The 16,797-nt window shown below is 67.6% G+C and carries 15 protein-coding genes and 1 pseudogene; 12 read left to right on the forward strand and 4 right to left on the reverse strand.

Going from position 1 to position 16,797, the window contains the following annotated elements:
• Window positions 1-103: 103 nt before the first annotated feature.
• The gene (locus tag ACVWZ8_RS09845) at window positions 104-1,423 is read left to right on the forward strand and encodes an APC family permease (RefSeq protein ID WP_456504527.1); all 1,320 of its coding nucleotides are present in this window, start codon (window positions 104-106) and stop codon (window positions 1,421-1,423) included.
• Between the two features lie 29 nt (window positions 1,424-1,452).
• Here ACVWZ8_RS09845 and ACVWZ8_RS09850 read toward each other — a convergent pair whose 3' ends face one another.
• Window positions 1,453-2,418 (reverse strand): NAD-dependent epimerase/dehydratase family protein, encoded by a 966-nt coding sequence (locus tag ACVWZ8_RS09850; protein WP_456504528.1) that lies wholly within the window; start codon window positions 2,416-2,418, stop codon window positions 1,453-1,455.
• Between the two features lie 126 nt (window positions 2,419-2,544).
• Here ACVWZ8_RS09850 and ACVWZ8_RS09855 point away from each other — a divergent pair, with 126 nt between their 5' ends.
• The 7 genes from ACVWZ8_RS09855 (at window position 2,545) to ACVWZ8_RS09885 (ending at window position 8,457) form a co-directional block, all read left to right on the forward strand.
• Entirely contained in the window at window positions 2,545-3,297 is a 753-nt protein-coding gene (locus ACVWZ8_RS09855; protein ID WP_426979519.1) for a TetR/AcrR family transcriptional regulator, read from the forward strand.
• Window positions 3,298-3,402: 105 nt separating this feature from the next.
• Window positions 3,403-3,810, forward strand: a complete 408-nt coding sequence (locus ACVWZ8_RS09860) for a hypothetical protein (RefSeq protein WP_426979518.1) — start codon at window positions 3,403-3,405, stop codon at window positions 3,808-3,810.
• Window positions 3,811-4,056: 246 nt separating this feature from the next.
• Entirely contained in the window at window positions 4,057-5,919 is a 1,863-nt protein-coding gene (dnaK, locus tag ACVWZ8_RS09865) for a molecular chaperone DnaK (protein ID WP_456504529.1), read from the forward strand.
• Between the two features lie 2 nt (window positions 5,920-5,921).
• Window positions 5,922-6,596 (forward strand): nucleotide exchange factor GrpE, encoded by a 675-nt coding sequence (locus ACVWZ8_RS09870; RefSeq protein WP_426979516.1) that lies wholly within the window; start codon window positions 5,922-5,924, stop codon window positions 6,594-6,596.
• Between the two features lie 94 nt (window positions 6,597-6,690).
• Entirely contained in the window at window positions 6,691-7,674 is a 984-nt protein-coding gene (locus tag ACVWZ8_RS09875) for a DnaJ C-terminal domain-containing protein (RefSeq protein ID WP_456504530.1), read from the forward strand.
• A gap of 15 nt (window positions 7,675-7,689) precedes the next feature.
• A complete protein-coding gene (locus ACVWZ8_RS09880) occupies window positions 7,690-8,112 on the forward strand; it encodes a heat shock protein transcriptional repressor HspR (RefSeq protein ID WP_426979514.1) in 423 nt (140 codons plus the stop codon).
• A gap of 99 nt (window positions 8,113-8,211) precedes the next feature.
• Window positions 8,212-8,457: a nuclear transport factor 2 family protein gene (locus tag ACVWZ8_RS09885; RefSeq protein ID WP_456504531.1), complete on the forward strand. Its 246-nt coding sequence runs from the start codon at window positions 8,212-8,214 to the stop codon at window positions 8,455-8,457.
• 17 nt (window positions 8,458-8,474) lie between these two features.
• Here ACVWZ8_RS09885 and ACVWZ8_RS09890 read toward each other — a convergent pair whose 3' ends face one another.
• Window positions 8,475-9,719, reverse strand: a complete 1,245-nt coding sequence (locus ACVWZ8_RS09890) for an ISL3 family transposase (RefSeq protein WP_456503559.1) — start codon at window positions 9,717-9,719, stop codon at window positions 8,475-8,477.
• 110 nt (window positions 9,720-9,829) lie between these two features.
• Between ACVWZ8_RS09890 and ACVWZ8_RS09895 the strand changes: the two are divergent.
• Window positions 9,830-10,024, forward strand: a pseudogene (locus ACVWZ8_RS09895) (ester cyclase); the annotation flags it as partial.
• Window positions 10,025-10,029: 5 nt separating this feature from the next.
• Here ACVWZ8_RS09895 and ACVWZ8_RS09900 read toward each other — a convergent pair.
• On the reverse strand, window positions 10,030-13,563 hold the full coding sequence (locus ACVWZ8_RS09900; RefSeq protein ID WP_456504532.1) for a DEAD/DEAH box helicase: 3,534 nt from the start codon (window positions 13,561-13,563) through the stop codon (window positions 10,030-10,032).
• A gap of 306 nt (window positions 13,564-13,869) precedes the next feature.
• Between ACVWZ8_RS09900 and ACVWZ8_RS09905 the strand changes: the two genes are divergently transcribed.
• Window positions 13,870-14,763 (forward strand): DMP19 family protein, encoded by an 894-nt coding sequence (locus tag ACVWZ8_RS09905; protein ID WP_456504533.1) that lies wholly within the window; start codon window positions 13,870-13,872, stop codon window positions 14,761-14,763.
• Between the two features lie 33 nt (window positions 14,764-14,796).
• Here ACVWZ8_RS09905 and ACVWZ8_RS09910 read toward each other — a convergent pair whose 3' ends face one another.
• Window positions 14,797-15,345, reverse strand: a complete 549-nt coding sequence (locus tag ACVWZ8_RS09910; RefSeq protein ID WP_456504534.1) for a COG4315 family predicted lipoprotein — start codon at window positions 15,343-15,345, stop codon at window positions 14,797-14,799.
• 163 nt (window positions 15,346-15,508) lie between these two features.
• Between ACVWZ8_RS09910 and ACVWZ8_RS09915 the strand changes: the two genes are divergently transcribed.
• Window positions 15,509-16,009 carry a sigma-70 family RNA polymerase sigma factor gene (locus ACVWZ8_RS09915; protein WP_426979509.1) on the forward strand — a complete coding sequence of 167 codons (501 nt, stop codon included), beginning with the start codon at window positions 15,509-15,511 and terminating at the stop codon, window positions 16,007-16,009.
• Complete coding sequence (locus ACVWZ8_RS09920; RefSeq protein ID WP_426979508.1) at window positions 16,006-16,689, forward strand: zf-HC2 domain-containing protein; 684 nt, start codon at window positions 16,006-16,008, stop codon at window positions 16,687-16,689. The genes ACVWZ8_RS09915 and ACVWZ8_RS09920 overlap by 4 nt, the downstream gene beginning before the upstream one ends.
• Window positions 16,690-16,797: the final 108 nt, after the last annotated feature.

Raw genomic sequence — 16,797 nt, forward strand, 5'->3', positions numbered from 1 at the left:
CTACACAGTCAGCCGACGCAGTCAGCCGACGGCGGCGGTTTTTCGCGCATGGACGTCAGTTTTGCCGCTTCTGCACGGAGCGGTTCTGCGGATGATTAGAGGAGTGACCATCAACAGCAAAAAGGCCGGGCTCGGGCTGTTCCGGGCCACCGGCACCTATGTTGGAGCGATCCTGGGCTCGGGGATCCTGGTGCTGCCGGCCATCGCAGCGAAAGAGGCCAGCCCGGCCTCGCTCCTGGCCTGGGCCCTGCTGTTGGTGTTCTGCACGCCGGTGGCCTTCAGCTTCGCCGAAATGAGCCGCCAGCAGCCCGATGCCGGCGGGATAGCCCACTTCGTCATCCGGGCCTACGGCCGCCGCGCCTCGGCCATGGCGGGCTACCTCTTCTACTTCGCGATTCCCTTCGGTGCCCCGGCGACGGCGGTGATCGGCGGCAACTACATCGCCCACGCGGTGGGTGGCGGGCGGGAAACGGCGCTGCTGGCGGCCGCCCTGCTGCTCGCTGCCGCCTTCGCGAGCAACGCCGTCGGCATCCGGATGTCCAGCGGCATCCAGCTGGTGCTGATGGTCCTGCTGATCGGGCTGCTGGCGCTCGCCGTCGCGCTGGCCGCCCCGTACGCCAAGGCAGAGAACTTCGAACCGTTTGCCCCGCATGGCTACTGGGCGGTGGGCGGGGTGGCAAGCCTGCTCTTCTTCTGCTTCGCCGGGTGGGAGGCGGTCACCCATATCGCCGGGGAATTCCGCCACCCGGAACGCGACCTCAAGGGCGCCACCTGGCTGACCCTGATCGTCGTGGGTGTGGTCTACATCGGCGTGGTGGCAGCCTCGGTGGCCGTGCTGGGGCCACGCCTTCCCGGCAGTGAAGTGCCGATCGCCGAGCTGCTCGAGAAAGGACTGGGCGGACTTGCCGGGCCGCTCACCGCCGTCGCTGCTGCGGTCCTGACCTTCGGCCCGATCAACACGTTTGTGGCAGGTGCCAGCCGCCTGGGCGCCAGCCTGGCGTCCGACGGCGTGCTGCCGCGGACGCTGGCGCGGGACGCCGGGACTGTGCCCGCGGTCAGCCTGGCCGTACTCGCCGGCATGACGTTCCTGTCCTTCGGCGCGGCGGCGGCCGGGCTCAGCAACATGCAGTTCCAGATCGGGGCTGCGTCCGCCTGCTTCACGGCCGTGACGGCGTTCGGGCTGGCTGCCGGGATCCGGCTGCTGCCGGCGCGCACCGCCGCCTGGTACGGCGTCATTGTTGCCGCGGCAGTGATGGTGGCGGTGCTGCTGTTCAGTGGCTGGGCTCTTGTGGTCCCGCTGGTCCTTGCGGCGGCCGCGTTGTGGGCCGGCAGGCGGGCGGCCCTCGCTGCGCCGATCCCCGGGAGCCGCCCAAGCGGACTGCCCGCCGAGGCGACCGAGGCCGCGGACGCCGGGGTCCGGTAGCCCGCCGTCGCCCCATGCCGCAGCTTCCGTCACCGTGCCTGGTCCCCCCACCAGGCCACGGTGGCGGCGGCTGCCGCCTGAAGCGGCGTCGGCCGCAGTCCCAGGGCCGCCTCGCTGGCGCGGGAGTCCATCACGAACGGCTTCTCGAACTGGTAGAGGGTCTCGGCCAGTTCCCGGGTCCCGGGGGAGAGCAGCCCCATCGCCCGCAGCGCCCAGCCCGGCACCGCGGCCACACGGGGCCTGCGCACGCCTGCCGCGGCGGCGAACGCACCGGCGATCTGCCGCTGGCTGAGCGCCGGGCCCGTGGGCGTGTGCCAGACCTTGTTCCACAGCGAGCGGTCCCGCGCAGCCCGGATCATGGCCGCTGCCAGGTCCGGCACATAGCTGAAGGAGTGCGGCTGGTCCGCCCTCCCGATCACCAGCAGGGGCTTGCCGGCCAGTACCGGCCGCAGCATGCGCTCGCCGGCATGGGCCCCGCGGACCCGCGGTCCGAAGAAATCACCTGCCACGACGCTCACCGTGTCCGTTCCGGACGCCGCCCGGGCCTTGAGCAGGGAGGTGCGGATGCCGCGCTTGCCGCCCGGTGCCTCGCGCGGGCTGTCTTCCGCCAGGATCCGGTCCGGCTCGCTGTAGGAGTAGAGGCTTTCCGGGAAGACGACGACGGCGCCGGCCTCACCGGCCGCGGCCAGTACGTTCCGCTCGGCACCGGGAAGTTCCACTTCCCAGATCCGGGCGCTGTAGTCCGAACCGTGGATGCAGTGGAAGACGGCGGAGGCGCCACTGAAGAGGCCCTCGAGCCGGGCCGGATCGGACACGTCGGCCGCCGTCCGTTCGATGAGCGGATGGGACGGTCCGCTGCCCGACCGGGTCAGGACGCGCACTCTGTGGCCCGCCGCGGCGAGCTGTTCCGCAACCGTCCAGCCGACGGGTCCGGCTCCGGTCACGACGTACAACGCGGGGGCTTCACGGGGTTCAGGCCTATCAAACTCGGACATCTTGATCTCCCTCTCGGATACCTGTGAGCAGTGCTCTCCAAATCCAGAATGGACCTGCGCGGCCCCTACGTCAAGAGCACTGCTCACATTTGTTGACACCGCTCTGCCTTGTGGAATGCTGGGACCATGCCACCAGCAGAATCCGCCGCCCGGAAGCCGTCGACGCCGCGTGAGCGCGCCCGCGCCCGGACTATCGAGGACATCCTCCGGCTGGGCCGGGAGCATCTGGCCGTTCATGGCGCAGCCGCCCTCTCGCTCCGTGCCGTGGCCAGGGATCTGGGCGTCGTGTCCTCGGCCGTGTACCGGTACGTCGAGAACCGCGAAGAGCTCCTCACACTGCTGCTGGTCGACGCCTACAACGAGCTCGGCGACGCCGTGGACGCCGCCGTCGGGGCTCTGCCGGAGCAGGACTTCACCGGCCGGTTCCGGGCACTGGGAACGGCTGTCCGGAGGTGGGCGCTCAGCGAGCCCGCCAGTTACGGGCTGCTCTTCGGCAGCCCCGTGCCGGGCTACCAGGCGCCCGCGGAGCGGACCACCGGTCCCGGCACGCGGGTCATCCAGGCGCTGATGGCGATCCTCGACGCCGCGTACCGCGCCGGCCGGCTGGCCGCCGGAGGCGATCCGAACGCCGTCGTGCCGCCCTTGGCAGCGGACCTCGAGCGGATCCGCACTGAGCTGGGCGTCTTCGTCCCGGACGGGCTGCTCGCGCGGGGTGCGCTGGTGTGGACCTCGCTGTTCGGGGCCGTCAGCTTCGAGGTTTTCGGGCAGTACGGCGCGGACACCTTCGCGGCCCCGGATGAGCTCTTTGCCCATCATCTTGCGGTGCTGGCCGGCGTCGCGGGCCTCGATCCCGCCAACTATCAGCCCTCCAGTGGCTAGCGGACCGGGCCGGTTTCCTTCTCCTCTGTTGCCTCCCGGCCGTGCTCGATAGACTGCCCCTGCGCCCGCGCGGGTGTGCCAGATGCTTCCAGGAAGGACCCGAACATGTCCGATAACAGTGAGTTTGACCGAGAGGCAGCGGAAGCCGAAGGCGATGCTGCGGAAGATCAGGCTGCCGAAGGCCAGTATGTCGAGGGCGACTACGGCAACGCGGGCACTGCCGGCGAGATCCCTCCCACGGCAGTGGAGGGCGAATACCCCTCCGGCGACTATGGCGCGGCGGGTACGGCCGGTGCAACCTCCGTCGGTGACGAGGAGGGTGATTACTCCGAGGGCGACTACGGCAAGGCCGGCGCTGTTGGGGGCACGCCCGTCACCACGGAGGAGGGTGACTACCCGGAAGGCGACTATGGCGCCGCGGGGACAGCCGGCGAACGGCCTGCCGGCCAGGCTTCCGACGAAAAGACCGCGGGCGGCGCACCGGCCGGGGACGCTCCCCGCGAGGAGCGCTAGCGGCGGGACTTCGCGCACAGCGAAACCGTAGCCCGGACGGCGCTGGACTGCCGGAACTCCGGAACTTCTGCGCGCCTGACCGTGGTCCGCGCCGCCTCCAATCCAGAGTTGAGTCGACTTGGCTCAACTCTGGATTGACTTTGATCCCGGTCTGAGTAAAGTTGAGTGCAGATCGCTCAATAACGGTCGGATCCCCGCGGTCCGCGGCCAGCTCAGCAAGTTTCCAAGAACAGAAGGACGCAACACATGTCACGTGCAGTAGGAATTGACCTCGGAACAACCAACTCCGTCGTCTCCGTTCTCGAAGGCGGCGAGCCCACCGTCATTGCCAACGCCGAGGGTGGCCGCACCACGCCGTCGGTCGTTGCATTCTCCAAGTCCGGCGAAGTGCTGGTCGGCGAGATCGCCAAGCGCCAGGCCGTCAACAACATCGACCGCACCATCGCTTCCGTCAAGCGCCACATGGGCACGGACTGGAGCGTCGCCATTGACGACAAGAAGTACACGGCGCAGGAAATCTCCGCCCGTATCCTGATGAAGCTTAAGAACGACGCCGAGTCCTACCTCGGCGAAAAGGTCACCGACGCCGTCGTCACCGTTCCGGCATACTTCAACGACGCCCAGCGCCAGGCCACCAAGGAGGCCGGCGAAATCGCGGGCCTGAACGTCCTGCGCATTGTCAACGAGCCCACCGCGGCCGCCCTGGCCTATGGCCTGGACAAGGGCAAGGAAGACGAGCTCATCCTCGTGTTCGACCTCGGCGGCGGAACCTTCGACGTCTCCCTCCTCGAGGTGGGCAAGGACGAAGACAACTTCTCCACCATCCAGGTGCGTTCCACCGCCGGTGACAACCACCTCGGCGGCGACGACTGGGACCAGCGCGTCGTGGACTACCTGCTGAACCAGCTCAAGGTCAAGGGCATCGACCTGTCTAAGGACAAGATCGCCCTGCAGCGCCTGCGCGAGGCATCCGAACAGGCCAAGAAGGAACTCTCCTCCTCCACCAGCACCAACGTCTCCCTGCAGTACCTCTCCGTCACCCCCGACGGCCCGGTCCACCTGGACGAGCAGCTGACCCGCGCCAAGTTCCAGGACCTCACCAAGGACCTGCTGGACCGCACCAAGAAGCCGTTCCAGGACGTTATCAAGGAAGCCGGCATCAAGCTCTCCGAGATCGACCACATCGTGCTCGTCGGCGGTTCCACCCGGATGCCGGCCGTCTACGACCTGGTCAAGGAACTCGCCGGCGGCAAGGAGCCGAACAAGGGCGTCAACCCGGATGAGGTCGTCGCCGTCGGCGCCGCGCTGCAGGCCGGTGTCCTCAAGGGCGAGCGCAAGGACGTGCTGCTGATCGACGTCACTCCGCTTTCCCTCGGCATCGAGACCAAGGGCGGCGTCATGACGCACCTGATCGAGCGCAACACGGCCATCCCCACGAAGCGGTCCGAGACCTTCACCACGGCTGATGACAACCAGCCGTCCGTGGCCATCCAGGTCTTCCAGGGCGAGCGCGAGTTCACCCGCGACAACAAGCCGCTGGGAACCTTCGAGCTGACCGGCATCGCACCGGCTCCGCGCGGCGTCCCGCAGGTCGAGGTCACCTTCGACATCGACGCCAACGGCATCGTGCACGTCTCCGCGAAGGACAAGGGCACCGGCAAGGAGCAGTCCATGACCATCACCGGCGGCACCGCGCTCTCCAAGGAAGACATCGACCGCATGGTCCGTGACGCCGAGGAGCACGCAGCCGAGGACAAGGCCCGGCGCGAGGCGACGGACACCCGCAACACGGCCGAGCAGCTCGCGTACTCCGTCGACAAGCTGATTGCCGACAACGCCGACAAGCTGCCCGAGGAGGTCAAGACCGGGGTCAAGGCCGACGTCGACGCCCTCAAGGCGGCCCTCGAAGGCACCGATGACGCCGCGGTGAAGACCGCGTTCGAGAAGCTGCAGGCTTCCCAGACCAAGCTCGGCGAGGCCATCTACGCCCAGGCCGGTTCCCCCGACGGCGCCACCGGCGCCCAGGGTGCACCTGCCGGCGAGCAGGACGCCGGAGCCGACGAGGACATCGTCGACGCCGAGATCGTTGACGAAGACGAGAAGAAGTAATCATGCCGCATCACGGCAACGAAGAAGAGCACGGTTCTTCCGAGAACCGGGGCCACGGTAACGAGCAGGAGAACGAGCCGCAGAAGCCGATCATCCACGACAACCGCAAGGTTGATCCGGAGACAGGCCAGGCCCGCCACCCTGACCAGGCGCGCGCCGCAGCAGGGGACTCCGAGTCCGGGGACGCCCTGTCCCAGGCGGAGGACATCCTGAACAGTGTTGAGGTTCCGGCCGAGGAATCGGTGGCGCAGGGCGTGGACGCGGCCGCGGCGGAGGAGCTCAGGAATGACCTCCGCCGGCTGCAGGCCGAGTACGTCAACTACCGCAAGCGCGTCGAGCGCGACCGTGCCGTGGCGGGGGAGATGGCCGTCATCGGCGTCCTGAACGCCCTGCTCCCGGTGCTGGACGACGTCGACGCCGCGCGGCAGCACGGTGACCTCGCGGACGGCCCGTTCGCCGCGATCGCGGCCAAGCTCGAAAACGCACTGAAGACGTACGGCCTCGTGCGCATCGACGAGACCGGGGTGGAGTTCGATCCCACGATCCACGAGGCCCTCATCCAGCAGCCCGGCCCCGACGTCGAGATCGACACCGTCAGCCAGGTCCTGCGCTCGGGCTACAAGTCCGGCGACAGGGTGCTCCGCGCAGCCCAGGTCATCGTGGCTGTACCGGCCTAGCAGTACGTCATCGAGGTGACAGTTCGCGCCCGTGTTTCAACCAAACATGGGCGCGAACTGTCACCTCGGCACACAGATTTGAAAGGAAACGCCATTGGCTAGCCAGGACTGGGTGGACAAGGACTTTTACAAGATCCTTGGAGTCGCCAAGGACGCTTCCGACGCCGACATCAAGAAGGCCTACCGGAAGCTCGCGCGGCAGCACCACCCGGACACCAACGCGGGGGATACCGCCTCGGAGAAGAAGTTCAAAGACATCTCCGAGGCCTACTCCGTGCTCTCCGATCCCGACGAGCGCCAGCAGTACGACGCCATCCGGGCCATGGGCGGAGCCAGGTTCGCCCCGGGCGGCGCAGGCGGCGCAGCCGGCGGCGGTGCGGGCTTTGAGGACCTTTTTGGCGGGCTGTTCACCGGCGCCGGGGGACGGCATTCCGGCGGCTACAGCACCGCAGGCGGCATACCGCCCGAGTTCGCCGACCTGTTCGGCGGAGGCGGCGGCTTCGGCGGTGGCCAGTCCTACCAGCGGGCCCCGCAGAAGGGCGCGGACCGGACGGCATCAACCAGCATCTCCTTTGCCGGTGCGATCCGCGGCACCACCATCGGACTGCGCGAACCGGACGGCGAAGTCATCGACGTCCGTATCCCGGCCGGCATCAGGGACGGCCAGAAGGTCCGCGTCCGCGGCAAGGGCCAGTACGGCCCCGCGGGAAACGGCGACCTCATGGTCACAGTCTCGGTGAAGCCGCACGAGTTCTATGTCCGCGACGCTGACAATCTCCGCATCCATGTTCCGGTCACTTTCCCGGAGGCGGCCCTGGGCGCCGACATCGAGGTCCCGACCATGGACGGCGACACGGTCAAGGTCCGTGTTCCGGCCGGCACCCCGTCCGGGCGCACCCTCCGCGTCAAGGGCCGGGGCGTCAAGCACGCCAAGGCCACCGGCGACCTGCTGGTGACGATCGACGTCGCCGTTCCGCGGAAGCTCAGCAAGGAAGCGGAGGACGCCGTGAAGGCGTTTGCCGCGGCCACCGCCGGCGAGGATGCCCGCGCCGGCCTGGCGGCCAAGGCCCGGCTCTAGGAACGGGGTCCTGCGATGGACATCGAGTTCGACCAGCCGATCTTCGTCATCTCCGTCGCCGCGGGGCTGGCCGACATGCACCCGCAGACGCTGCGGCAGTACGACCGGCTGGGCATCGTCTCGCCCAGCCGCGCCCCGGGCAAATCCCGGCGGTATTCCCAGCGGGATGTCATGATGCTCCGCGAAGTGCAGCGGCTCTCGCAGGAAGGCGTCTCCCTCGAGGGCATCAAACGGATCCTGCAGCTGGAGAACCAGGTGGCCGCCCTGCAGCGCCGGGTCGGTGAGCTGAGCGAAGAACTCGAACGGCGCCCCCGCGCACTGGACGCCCGCGTTTTCGCGGCAGGCACCGCCGGCGACGTCGTCAGCCTCGCCCGCGGCAAGCGGCCCCGGGCCCGGTCCCAGGCCCTGGTGGTGTGGAGGCCTCGCGGGACCGACTGAGCCCCTTGTTTGCGGACACGGCGGCGTCCAGACTTGAAGTGCCGGCCTGTCCGGCTTCTAAAACTTTCCGCTTGCTGGAGCGCCATCCCGGGAGGACTCATGCGCAATGGAGACGAACTTCGGCAGGCTTACGGACGCCTCATCGCGGCCGTGGAAGCGAACGATCCGGACGCCCTGGCCGGGATCGTCAGCCCGGACATCGTGGACCACGGCCCCGTGCCGGGCCAGCCGCCGGGCCTGGAGGGCATAGTGTTCTGGATGCGGGGAATGCACTCCGGTCTCTCCGGCCTCACCGGCGTGGTCGAGGACACCGTGGTGGAGGGAGACAAAAAAGGGCTCTCCTGACGTGAATGTGGGTTCGGTTATTTCTGGTATGGGAGTTCGATCTCGACGGGGCCGCAGGCGAGCATTATCAGGGCGAGGGCGGCTTCGGGTGTGTGGAATCCGTAGGAGCGGCGGGTCATGGTGCGGATCTTGTTGTTCAGTCCTTCGTGGCGGCCGTTGGAGAGTTTCCTGGTGACGGCGGCGTAGATCCCTTCGGTGTGGGATCGGATCGTGGCGGCGGCCCTGGCGAACTCGCGGATGTTGGATTTGGCGGCGAGGTCGCACCAGGTGGTGATCATCTCCATCACGTCATTGGGGTTGAGGTCGCCGGCGAAGACTTCCCGGAGGGATTCCTTGAGCTGGTAGGCGTCCCAGAGCAGCCCTCCGGTGCGTTCGAGCCCGGCCAAGGTGACTTGTTGCTTTTCGGTCAGGTTCTGCGGGTTTTTCAGCAGCACCCAGCGGGTTCCCTTGAACTTCTTCGCGATGTGCTGATCGGGCAGTTCACGGGCGCGTTGCCAGATGGAACGGCGGAAGGATTCCAGCGCGTTCGTGGCTAGCTGGATGACGTGGAACGGGTCGTAGCAGATGACCGCGTCCGGGGCGTTGGTCTTCACGGACTTGGCAAAAGCGGGCCCCATGTCCATGCTGACGGCCTCGATGGCCGTCGTGTTCACCGGTCCGATTTCTTTGAAGAATCCATCCAGTGTCGCCGCGTTTTTCCCCGGTGCACCCCAGACGATCTTCGAGGTGGAGTGGTCGGAGACGAGGGTGAGGTAGCGGTGGTGTTTGCGCCAGGAAATCTCATCCACCCCGATATTGAGCAGGCCTTCGAAGCGGCTCTCGTCGAGCTGTTCGGCCACGACGCGTTCACAGATCGCCCCGACGGTCCGCCACGCTATCCGGGCGAACTGGGAGACGGTGGTCTTGTCCGCCCGGATGACCAGCCAGGCGATCATGTCCTCAAAGTCCGTGCTGAACCGGGAGCCGGGCCGGGCGAACGGCACGCCCTGCACCACGACGCCGTGGCCGGGGCAGACCAGGCGCCGGCGGAGCATTGTGAGCACCAGGACCCTGCCGGAGAAATCCAGATGCCGCCACGTGGATTCCGCCCAGCGGGTGTCATATCCCGCCATCGTTGAGTAACTGCAGTGCGGGCAGTCAAGGCGCTTGCGGGCCTTCAACGCCACCCGCACCAGCATGGGACCACCGGAGCCGGGATCAACATCAACAACCCGGACCCCCGTCAGGTTCAAGACGCGGTTGAGTAGAGTAGTAGCACGCATGGGTAGCTCCGAAATTTGGACAGTGTGAGAACTCCCAAATCTACCGGGCTACCCATGCCCTCATAGCACACAAACCCTGACCCACACGTACGTCAGGAGAGCCCAAAGTTGCGGGCCGGGTCACGTGGCGGGGGACCCACGCGGGGACCTTCCTGGGCCTGCCGGCCACCGGCAAACCGGTGACGGTCACCGCCATGCACCTGCTTCGCTTCGAGAACGGCCTGGCCGCCGAATGGTGGGGCGTGCCCGATGTCTATGGTGCGCTCACAGACCTGGGCGCCCGGTTCGAACTCCCGAAGGGTTAGTGCCGCTAGTCCTTGAACAGCCCGGCCAGGTCCTCCGCCGTGAGCGCGCCGCCTGACAATGCATCGCCTTCCATGACGTCCGCGAACAGCTGGGACTTCCTGGCCTTGAGCGCCATGACCTTTTCCTCGATGGTGTCCTTGGCGACCAGCCGGTAGACCATCACGTTCCGGGCCTGCCCGATCCGGTGCGTGCGGTCCACGGCCTGCGCCTCCGAGGCCGGGTTCCACCACGGATCCAGCAGGAACACGTAGTCCGCCTCCGTCAGGTTCAGGCCGAAGCCGCCGGCCTTGAGGCTGATCAGGAACACCGGGGCGGCACCGTTCTTGAACTCGTTGACGACGTCGGTGCGGTTCCGGGTGCTCCCGTCCAGGTAGCAGAACTCGATGTTCTCCTCGACGAGCCGCTCGCGGACCTTGCCCAGGAACCCGGTGAACTGGCTGAAGATCAGCGCCCGGTGGCCCTCGGCGACGAGGTCCTCCAGCTGCTCGAAGAGCACATCGAGCTTGCTGGACCGCACGCCCGAGAGCGAGGGGTCAATCAGCGAGGGGTCCAGGCTGAGCTGCCGCAGCAGAGTCAGCGACTGGAAGATCGTGAAGCGGTTCTTGTTGACGTCGTCGATCAGGCCCAGGATTTTCTGCCGCTCACGCTGCAGGTGCGTCTGGTACACCTTCTGGTGCCGCGGGTTCAGCACCACCTCGAGGATCTGCTCCTGCTTCGGCGGCAGATCGTGGATGACCTGCTCCTTCGTGCGGCGCATCATCAGCGGCCGGACCCGGCGGCGGAGCTTGTCCAGCTGCGCCTTGTCGCCGTTCTTTTCCACCGGCTTCTGGTAGTTCTCGGCGAACCGCTTGGGGCTCGAAAAGAGACCCGGTGCGACGATCGACGTGAGGGCCCAGAACTCCATCAGGTTGTTTTCCAGGGGCGTGCCGGTGATGGCGAGTTTGAAGGCCGCCGGAAGTTTCCGGGCGCACTGGTAGGCCTTGGACTGGTGGTTCTTCACGAACTGCGCTTCGTCAAGGACCAGGCCGGCCCATTCCAGCGAGGCATAAGCATCGTAGTCGATCCGGAACAGGGCGTAGGAGGTGATGATGATGTCCGCGCCGGCCATCGCCTCTGCCGGCATCGAGCCGCTCTTCGCGAACGTCTCGCTGATGGCGCGCACCGTCAGGCCCGGCGCGAACCGGGCGGTCTCGGCTTCCCAGTTCCCCACAACACTCGTGGGGGCGACGACGAGGAACGGCGCACCCCCCGCGGCTGCGGCCGGTGCGGCCTCCGGTGCCGACCCTGCGGTGTCCGCTGAACCGGAGTCCGCTGAACCGGCGTCGGGCCCTGTTCCGGACGCCGCGGGCGGCTGCTTGGCCGGCTCCTTCGCTGCCTCTTTGGCTGCACAGATCAGCGCCAGCGCCTGGACAGTCTTACCCAGGCCCATGTCGTCGGCCAGCACCCCGCCCAAGCCATGCCGGTAGAGGAAGCTGAGCCAGTTAAAGCCCTCCAGCTGGTACGGGCGCAGATCGGCGTTGAGCGTCGACGGCAGCGGCAGGCCCTTCACCCCGCCCTCCAGTAGGCCGCCGACCGCCGAGCGCCACGCTGCGGCCTGCTCATCGACGATCCCGAGCTGGGCCAGCTCGTCCCAGAGGCCGGCCTGGAAGCGGCTGATCTGCAGCGGGGCGTCCTTGTTGTCCTGCAGCGAGCGGGCTTCATCAATCAGCGCCCGGAGCTGGTGCAGTTCGGGCAGATCGAGGGAGAAATACGCTCCGCTGGGCAGCAGCATGCGTGTCTGGCCGGCCGCGAGCGCGGAGAACAGGGCCGCGAAGGACACCGGCTGGCCCTCCAGGGTGATGACGATGCCCAGATCGAACCAGTCCCGCTGGTCAGTGGCCTTGGTCGAAATCGCCACCACGGGAGCCTCTTCGGCTTCGCGGTAATCGGCAATCTCCCCGGCGGTGTCCACCGCGACGCCGGGCAGCTCGCGGAGCCGGGGGAGGACCTCCTCGGTGAAGGCCAGCGTGTCCAGGCCGCCCAGTTCGGCCGAGGCCGCCAGCCGCGGCGTCCCCCAGCCGCCGGTGGCTGACTCGCCCAGTGCGGGCACCACATCCCACGGCTGCCCCACGGACTCCAGGATGCCGGCCTCCGCGGGATCATCCCGGTAGCCGTGATCGCCGCGGTGGCGCCACAGCGGCTGCGCGGTGACGAGCTTCCCGGACGTATAGTGCCACTCCCAGTGCAGCCGCACCCGGTGGTCCGCGCCGTAGTTCGCGAGCAGGGACAGGGTGGGGACAGCCAGTGTGGGCAGTTCGACGGACTCGTCGGACGCCGTGACCCGGGCGGACTGCTTGAGTTTTGGATAGAAGCCGGTCAGGAACCGGCTCTCGTCCCGGGCGGGAATGTGCAGGGTGGTTCCGGCAGTCACAAAGGTCAGCAGCTCCTCGCTGAGCCCGCTTTCCAGCGGTGCGAGGGTGATGATCGACTCATCCGGCGCGACGCCGGGGAGGGCGTCTCCGCCGGAGGTCAGGAAGATCCCGTGGGCGGGACGGCCGATGGTCCCGACGCTCGCAGGATCAACCACGACGCCCTCGACCGTGATGGTGGGCGCGAGCGACAGCCCGCCGTTCTGATCCCCGCCGGTGCCGGCGGAGGAGACGGGGCCGTCCGTGCCGGCCGGGTTCCGCCCGTCGCGGGCGAGATTGAGTCCGACGGCGGCAGGCTGCTCCACCACCCGCACCGGCTCCTGGCCGCGGCCGTGGACCAGGGCGACGCCCATCTTCCGGGCCTGGGCCAGCAGGCTCCACAGGTTTTTGCCGGCGTAGGTGTTAAGCCCCAGCCAGGGCGCGGTGCCGGAGTGCTGGCGGTTGGCGAGGGCCGTGTGCGAGGCGAGGAATTCCTGCATCCACTCGACGTGGGCCTCGTTGCACTCGCGCCGGTAGTTCAGGTAGCTCAGGGTGTTCCAGGAAACGTCCCCGCGGATCCACTTGCCCTTGGCGCCCATGATCACGGGCCGGGCCTTCAGCTGCCGGACGCTACGGAGAGGATCCCTGCGGCCGGTATAGGAGAAATGCGGAGCGGGTTCCTCGATTTCGAACTGGAGCGCCAGCGGAATCCCGTTGGTGGACTGTGTGATGCCGGGGCGCTCGATCAGCGGGCTGAGGGCTTGTTCCCAGTCCGGCACCTCGAGGGCCGGCGTCTGGCGGGAGGTCCGCGAGACATCGGCGGGGGTCAGCAACAGGACCCGCGTTGCGGGGTTGTCCTCGGCCGCGAACAGCAGGGCGGCCACGTGCTTGCAGTCCTTCCGGACCGGGCAGCTGCAGACGCCCACGGTGCAGCTCCAGCCGCCCGCCTTCCGGACCAGCTTCGCCGTCGTCGAATAGGGCACGTCGGGGCCGCCCCGCACTTTGCCGAGCATCAGGCCGGTGGCGGCGTCGAAGGAGATTGCGGAGACCCGGCTCCCCATGGCGTAGGCAAGCCCGGCCGCAAGGGAGCGGTCGTTGATCGCGGGTGTCTGTATTGCCAGTGCCGCACTCTCGTCCGGATGGGAAGGCATGTGCGCACTACTTTCGGCAGTTGGTCATCAGATCCATCTTAGCGAGCCGTGGAGTGGCTTGCGGCTTCGTCCTTGGACGGGGGGATGTCCGGAAGGGCGGCCATGGCCCGAGACTAGCCCCGCCCCGCGGCGAGACCGGTCCCGTCCCGGGGCTGTGTGGAAAAGTGGTGGCCGGCGGACGCCGGCCGGAACGATGCCCCCAAATCTTCCCTTGGCGTTCAACTTCGAAGCGGACGCGGGGCAACCGGCGCCACGTACGGTGGAAGGGTTCGGAGCGCCATCTGCATTCAACGGTGAGGATTTCCTATGAGCAACAGCCCTTCCATCAGCCTGTCCGCAACTGACTACGCCCCGGTCCTGACCCGGCACAGCCTCGCCGGTGGCGACGCGGAGGTGGTCGACGCGAACGTGGACGTGGTCAACACCATGTACGCGGAGCTTCTCGACGTCGAGGAAATCGCCCCGAACGCACTCCGTAGCTACTACGTGGACTTCTACCTGACACAGTCCCTGGCCGGCGGCTTCGCCCAGTACGTGTTCACCGCGCCGGAGCGCGAGGATATTGACCCTTACGTTCGCGACGGGCTGTCAGGGATGGGGGCCGTGGGGCATCTGGAGCTCTTCAACCGCACCGTGGCGGCATTCGAATCGCTCACAGAGGAGGAAGCCGACGCCTATCTTGACGGGGATACGGAGCTGGACGCGGACGGCCCGGAGGGTTCAACGGACAGGAGCCAAGGCACCACGCAGGCGGTGCAGCGGCTGGAAGAGCTCGATGCCGAGTTCGAATCGCTCGTGGAGACCGAGGACATCACCGCGCTTAACGCGGCTTGGCTTCGCGCCCAGCAGGATCTCCTCATCCTGGACGAGGAGGAACTCGACCGGCACATCGCCGAACGTGTTTCCCGGATCCCGAATCTGGAGGAACGCCAGGCCGAGGCGGCGGAAGATGAGCTGATGAACGCTCCGGGATTCGAGCTGATCATCCGTGAACTGTGCGACGTTGCGGGGCACACGCTGCTGAAGGTCACCATGGGCGACCCCAACTACGACCACGATGGCCACCGTGCCCTGGCCTGGCACTTCACCACGGACCAGGGCGAGTTCCTCATGGTCGAAGAGGACGACGAAGCCTTCATGATCCACCCGGAAACCCGAGAGATCGTGGCCGCCGTCGAGTTCGCGGAGGAAGACGCCTAGGCAGGAGACTCTCCTCCGCGAACCCGGCAGTCTTTAGGAGCCGGCGGCTGTTGTGATCATTTCGCCGGAGGGCGCCACGAGGTACCAGACCTTGTTGACGTCCTGGCCCAGGATGTCCCCAGCGGCCTTGTCCTTTTCGAAGTAGTAGATGGGCATGCCGTTGATGGTGACCTGCTTCTTGCCCTCGGGGGTTGTGATGGTTCCCAGGGTTCCGGTGACGCCTTCGACGGCCGGGGCGTCCGAGGTGGTGAGGACGGGAGGCCACGCGGTGAGGCATCCGCCGGTGCAGGCGCTGGTCCCCGAATCCTTTGTGTCCTTCGTGAAGTAGTAGACGCTCATGCCTTTGCCGTCCACCACGATCTTGCCGAGCTTGGACTCGGCCACGTTGAGCTCTGCCGCCATGGCCGAGGCGGGAGCCGAACTGGCGGCCGCGGAGGTCGCAGGAGCTGAAGCGGCGGGAGCGCTGGTTGCCGGCGCAGCCGCCGTCGTCGTCGGTGTTGTGGTGCCGCCGCCGCCAGCACAGCCGGAAAGCAGTGCTGCGAGGGCGAAAGCGGACAGGCCAATGCTGAGGTGCTTCTTCATGTGCTGCTCCTTGACTCGTGCCGGCCAACTCAGAGTCCGGCGTTAACCCATATGACGCCGCCGGGTGAAAAATGGTTCACGGCGGGGGCATTGAACTTTTCCGGCGCCCCGCACGTCGTACGGGGCAGAAGAGCAGAACCACACGAGGCCGGGGAGGCATGGCATGTCGCTGGACGAAGACGTCGTGGCCGCGATCTACCGCGATCACGGGACGGCCTTGAAACGTTTTGTCCTCGGTGCCTCCAGAGATCCGCACCTGGCGGATGACGTGGTGCAGGAGACCGTACTGCGCGTCTGGCAGCAGGCGCCGGAGATCACCGGCAGCCTGCGCAGCTACCTGTTCAGGACGGCCCGCAACATCATGATCGACAACTACCGAAAAGCCCAGCGCAGGCCCCTCGAAGCCACGGAGCGCGATCTGGCTGATCCTGTAGACGCTGCTGAACGCGTCGACGAACTCCTCAACAGGGTCCTCATGGAGGAGGCGCTGCTGCGGCTCAGCGCCGAGCACCGGGGCGTCCTGGTCGCCCTCCACTACCGCCGCTACACGGTTCAGGAGGCCTCGAAGACGTTGAATATCCCCAGCGGAACAGTGAAGTCCAGGGCGTTCTACGCCGTGCGGGCGTTGCGGACGATCCTTGACGAAATGGGGGTGCAGCGGTGAACGGAACGGACCTCCACCAGCTGCTCGGCGCCTATCTGCTGGGCGGACTCGAGCCCGCCGACGCCGCAGCCTTCGAGCAGCACCTGGAATCCTGTGCTGTGTGCGGGCAGGAGCTCGACGAACTCGCAAGCCTCCCCGCTCTGCTGGATGCGGTTCCAGTGACCGAGGCCGTCGCCCTCACCGCCGTGGCTGTCGCGGCAGGCCCCGGACAGGCGCGGGCAGCCGGGGCTGTTCCCGTGCCCAAGCGGCTGCTCGATGAGTTGTCCGCCCGCCGCCGGAAGGTACGACGCCGGTGGTCGGCAGCGGTGGCGGCCGTCGCCGCGGCCTGCCTCGCGCTAGGGGTCCTGGCCGGACCGCTGCTCAACCAGCCGGCCAAGCCGGACGCCAGCTACTCCGTCCAGGCCGGCGACGGAGTGCAGTTCACCGTGGGCCTGGTCAAGAAGACCTGGGGAACAGAGCTCGCGGTCGACGGCCGGAGCCTGCCGGTGGACGGCACCTTCTCGCTCTGGGTAAAGGACCGCGACGGCGGCGAAGACCGCGCGTGCGCCTGGACGGCTACCCCCAGCGGCAGGGTCAAGATCACCGGCGCCACCCCTGTACAGCTCGCCAGTATCGTCAGCGTCGAGATGCGCAACGCTCAGCAGCAGACGGTGGCCGTCGTCGCCGTGCCACGCACCTAGCAGCTCTCTCCATACGGCCCGGCCCCGTCCGTCTCCCGGGCGCCGGCCGGAATCCAGTGCCTGGTTCCCTTTCCTGTCGCACCCCCCTGCTCTACTGATGGCGGAGGG

This window comes from Arthrobacter sp. UYCu723 (genome assembly GCF_054059215.1).